A 4,665-nucleotide genomic window follows, 5' to 3' on the forward strand; every position below is an offset into this window, starting at 1 on the left:
CTCAGCCCAGATCGATGCACAGATATTTCGTCTCGAGGAACTCCTCCAGCCCCTGGTGCCCGCCTTCCCGGCCCAGGCCGGAGGCCTTGACCCCACCGAAGGGCGCGGCGGCGTTGGAGATCAGCCCGGTGTTGATGCCCACCATGCCGTACTCCAGGGCATCGGCCACGCGCCACACGCGGCCCAGGTCACGGGAATAGAAGTAGGCCGCCAGGCCGTACTCGGTGTCGTTGGCCATGTTGACGGCATCCTCCTCGTCCTCGAAGGGGAACACCGCGGCCAGGGGACCGAAGGTCTCCTCGTGGGCGACCTTCATGCGGTCGGTGGCGAAGCTGATCAGGGTCGGGGTGAAGAAGTTGCCGCCCAGCGGATGCGGGTGGCCACCCAGCAGCAGTTCGGCGCCGTGGTCGACGGCATCGTGCACATGCTCGCTGACCTTGGCCACGGCGTTGTCGTCGATCAGTGGGCCGATATTGATGCCGGCCTCGGTCCCCTTGCCCACCTTGAGTTCGCTGTTCATGGCCACGGCCAGCTTCTCGCAGAAGGCGTTGACCACGCTGGATTGCACCAGGAAGCGGTTGGTGCAGACACAGGTCTGGCCGGCATTGCGGAACTTGGCCGCCATGGCCCCCTCCACCGCGGCGTCGAGGTCGGCATCCTCGAAGACGATGAAGGGGGCATTGCCGCCGAGCTCCAGGGAGATCTTCTGGATATGCTGCGAGGCCTGGGCCATCAGCTGACGCCCCACCTCGGTGGAACCGGTGAAGGTGATCTTGCGCACCAGCGGCGACTCGGTCAGGGCGGCGGCGATCTCGGCGGCACGCCCCGGCACCACGTTGAAGACGCCGCGCGGCACCCCGGCACGCTCGGCCAGCAGGGCCAGTGCCGTGGCCGAGAACGGGGTCTGGCTGGCCGGCTTGACCACGATGGTACAACCCGCTGCCAGCGCCGCCCCCGCCTTGCGGGTGATCATCGCCGCCGGGAAGTTCCAGGGCGTGATCGCCCCCACCACTCCCACCGGTTGCTTGGTCACCACGATGCGCTGGTTGGCCTTGGCAGGGGGAATGGTCTCACCGTAGACCCGCCGTGCCTCCTCGGCGAACCAGCGCAGGAAGCTCGCCGCATAGGCAATCTCGCCGGCGGCTTCCTTCAGCGGCTTGCCCTGCTCATGGGTCATGATCATGGCCAGGTCGTCCTGGTGCTCGAGCATCAGGTCATGCCACTTCATCAGGGTATCGGCGCGCTCCTGGGCGGTGAGCGCCTTCCAGGCCGGCAGGGCGGCATCGGCGGCAGCGATGGCGCGCTCGGTCTCGACCCGCCCCAGCCGCGGCACGTTGCCCATGCTCTCGCCGGTGGCGGGGTTGAGCACATCGATCTGCTCGCCACTGTCGGCGGCGACCCAGCTGCCGTCGATATAGGCGAAGGGACAGTAGAGATGCGTTTCCTTGAGGGCTTCCATGTTCGTCTCCTGCCGCGCGTGCGGCGCATTGTCGGCTTTCCCCACATGCTAAGCGGAAAGGCCCCGGTGCACCAAGCACCGGGGCCAATCATCTGCACATGACGCTTGCGGCGCTCAGCGCGGCGCGCGTGGCTCGCGGGACTCGGAGAGCGTGATGGAGACGGAGTCGGCGAAGCGCAGGGCGTGGGGCTTGTCGATCTCGACCTGGGCGGTGAGCACCTGCTCGTGGGCCATGATCAGGTCGAGTACCTCGCGGGTCATCCGCTCCAGCAGCAGGAAGCGATTCTCCTCCACATGGGCGATCACCTGCTTGGTGATGGTGCGGTAGTTCAGCGCCTGCTCGATGTGATTGAACGCCACCGCCTTGTCGGCGCGATAACGGATCACCGCATTGATCACCACGTCCTGGCGATTGCGTATCTCGTCCTCCTTGATGCCGATATGGGTGCGCAGTCGCAGGTTCTTGATGCGAATGGTCGCCAGGTCATGGTCGAAATGCTGGTCATCCAGGGCGTGGATCGGCATGGCAGAACTCCTTGCGTGACTGGCCTCAGCGACCATTGACCAGGGTCAGGAACTCCTGGCGCGTCGGCTGGTTGTCGCGGAAGGCACCCAGCATCACCGAGGAGGTCATGCTCGAGTTCTGCTTCTCCACGCCGCGCATCATCATGCACAGGTGGCGGGCCTCGATCACCACCGCCACCCCGCGGGCACTGGTAACCCGCTGCACCGCCTCGGCGATCTGGCGGGTCAGGTTCTCCTGGATCTGCATGCGGCGGGCGTACATGTCCACGATGCGAGCGAACTTCGACAGGCCCAGGACACGCCCCTCCGGCAGGTAGGCGATATGGCACTTGCCGATGAAGGGCAGCAGGTGGTGCTCGCACATGGAGTAGAGCTCGATGTCCTTGACCAGCACCATCTCGTCGGTCTCCGACTCGAAGACCGCACCGTTGACGATCTCCTCGAGCGACTGATTGTAACCATGATTGAGGAACTGCATGGCCTTGGCGGCGCGCTTGGGGGTGTCGCGCAGCCCCTCACGCTCGGGATCCTCCCCCAGTTCGAGGATGATCTGGCGATAGTGGTTGGCGAGTTCTTCGGTCATCGTCGGGCCCCGTGGCATTGTCGTTTGTCGTGATGCACGCGTTCAGTGGTGAGGGTCACAGGCCCAGCGGCAGTCGGCACCGCCACGGCAGGCACGGATCAATATACAAAAGATATACAAACACAGCGATATGTACAATAACGGCATCCACGAACCCTGCATTCTAGCGCAAGGTGCCCCCCATGCGCAGGCCCCGGCGCCCCGGCGGAGTGACAGTTTGTCGCGCCGGCGGGAACCGGCCCGCGGCTGCTCCAAACGCGCCGCTGTGGTAGGATGACAGCCTCTTCATGCTGTGCCCCTGTCATCCTCGAGAGCCGACATGATCAAGACCCCCACCATGCTGCTGGCCGCAGCCCTGCTGATTCCCTCCATGGCGCTGGGCGCCACCCTGGAGCTTCCTGCCGACGCCCGGGTCGAGTTCCAGGTCATCGACGCCCTGCAGCTGAGCCAGGACGAGCCTCGCCACAGCGACATCGTGATGCGTCCGGTGGCCAACGGCAACGGCACGCACCAGCTGCCCGAATACTGCGTGGTGATCGGCGATGCCCGCATGGACGGCGAGCGCATCCTCCTCACCGCCAAGGCCCTGACCTGCATCGAGACCGACGGCAGCGACAGCGATATCTACAGCGGCGAGATCTCCGCCGCCGCCTACGCGGATGACGGCAGCTACGGCGTGGCCGCCTGCGAGGCGGGCCGTTGCGAACTGACCCCCGACGACGGCTTCATGCTGTGGCTGGATGAACCGCTCGCCATCCAGGAGCAGGACAACCCCTCGGCACGGATCAACGAGCAGCGCCGGCAGGCCGAGGGCGCCGGCGTGGCCAACCCGATCCCCGCCGAGCGCCCCGACCCCGACTGAGGCCGGCCTCGGCGTCACTGCGCAACGCACCCCGCCGGGGTGCGTTGTCGTTCCGCACGATGCGCCGGTCAGGCCAGCCAGCGCGGCCCCTGCTCCAGCGCCTGCCGCTGCTGCTCCAGCATGCGGATATGGCCATCCCAGTAGCCGGCATCGGCCAGCCAGGGGAAGGCAGCGGGGAAGGCCGGATCCTCCCAGCGCGCCACCAGCCAGGCACTGTGGCGCAGCAGCCGCAGGGTGCGCAGCGGCTCCACCAGCGCCAGCTCGCGACGATCGAAGTCCAGGTGCTGCTCGTAGCCCTCGATCACCTCGGAGAGCTGCATCTGTCGCTCCTCGTCGTGCTCGGCGGTGAACAGCATCCACAGGTCCTGCACCGCCGGCGCCATCAGGCAGTCATCGAAGTCGACCAGGGCGAAGTGCTCGTCGCGTCCCAGGATGTTGCCGATATGGCAGTCGCCATGCACGCGGATCGCCTGCTCGGGTGACCAGGCATGGCGTGCCAGCTCCCGGTGAAGGGCCGCAGTGATCCGCTCGTAGGCGCGGCGCTGAGTGCGATCCAGCCAGGCGCTTCCCAGCACTCGCTCGCGGGCCTCGACCACCATGCCGTCCAGGTCCATGGCCAGGCGGTGGACGAAGGCCGAGCGCCGGCCCACCGCGTGGACGGCCCCGATCAGCTCCCCCAGCACGAACAGGTGGGCGGGGCTCTCCAGTTCCGGGGCCTGGCCGGGCAACTGGGGGTAGAGGGCGAAGCGAAAGCCTTCGGCCCGGTGCAGGCTATCCCCCGACTCGTTGCGCCAGGGCGCCGCCACCGCCACACCCGCGCTCTCCAGCTCGGCCAGGAAGTCGTGCTCCTCCTGGATCTGGGCGTCGGTCCAGCGATCGGGGCGGTAGAACTTCACCACCCAGCGCCGCCGCTCCTCGTCATGCACCAGGTAGACCCGGTTCTCGTAGCTGTTGAGCGCGAAGGGCTCGCCGGGCAGCCACAGGCCGAGCGACTCCACCGCCGCCACGATACGGGCGGGCGCCAGGCGAGCGAAGGGGTGTGGGGTGGTTTCCATGAGAGCTCCCGGAACATCAAGAATCTCATGCTATCAGGGAAGCGCCCGCTTGTGTCGCAAGGGGCGCCCGGGCGCCTCAGTGCCTCCCCGACGGCGTCCGGGCCACCGCCCAGGCCTGCACCTCCTCGGCACCGGCTCGGCGGCAGGCCGCTGCCAGCGCATCCAGGGTCGCCCCGGTGGT

5 protein-coding genes are annotated in these 4,665 nt (G+C 67.2%); 1 reads left to right on the plus strand and 4 read right to left on the minus strand.

Annotation, left to right across the window (positions count from 1 at the left end):
• Position 1: 1 nt before the first annotated feature.
• From ACOMD9_RS20920 to folE, 3 genes are all read right to left on the minus strand, one after another.
• Positions 2–1,459 (minus strand): NAD-dependent succinate-semialdehyde dehydrogenase, encoded by a 1,458-nt coding sequence (locus tag ACOMD9_RS20920; protein WP_421417945.1) that lies wholly within the window; start codon positions 1,457–1,459, stop codon positions 2–4.
• A 114-nt stretch (positions 1,460–1,573) separates the two neighbouring features.
• Positions 1,574–1,984, minus strand: coding sequence for a dihydroneopterin triphosphate 2'-epimerase (folX, locus tag ACOMD9_RS20925; protein ID WP_421417946.1), 411 nt, complete (start codon positions 1,982–1,984; stop codon positions 1,574–1,576).
• A gap of 25 nt (positions 1,985–2,009) precedes the next feature.
• Positions 2,010–2,567, minus strand: coding sequence for a GTP cyclohydrolase I FolE (gene folE, locus ACOMD9_RS20930; protein WP_421417947.1), 558 nt, complete (start codon positions 2,565–2,567; stop codon positions 2,010–2,012).
• Between the two features lie 319 nt (positions 2,568–2,886).
• Between folE and ACOMD9_RS20935 the strand changes: the two genes are divergently transcribed.
• The gene (locus tag ACOMD9_RS20935; protein ID WP_421417948.1) at positions 2,887–3,429 is read left to right on the plus strand and encodes a TraB/TrbI/VirB10 family type IV secretion system protein; all 543 of its coding nucleotides are present in this window, start codon (positions 2,887–2,889) and stop codon (positions 3,427–3,429) included.
• 68 nt (positions 3,430–3,497) lie between these two features.
• Here ACOMD9_RS20935 and ACOMD9_RS20940 read toward each other — a convergent pair whose 3' ends face one another.
• Positions 3,498–4,484, minus strand: a complete 987-nt coding sequence (locus tag ACOMD9_RS20940; RefSeq protein ID WP_421417950.1) for a serine/threonine protein kinase — start codon at positions 4,482–4,484, stop codon at positions 3,498–3,500.
• Positions 4,485–4,665 lie beyond the last annotated feature (181 nt).

The organism is Halomonas terrestris (assembly GCF_049166755.1).
In the GTDB taxonomy this organism is placed as follows: Bacteria; Pseudomonadota; Gammaproteobacteria; order Pseudomonadales; family Halomonadaceae; genus Halomonas.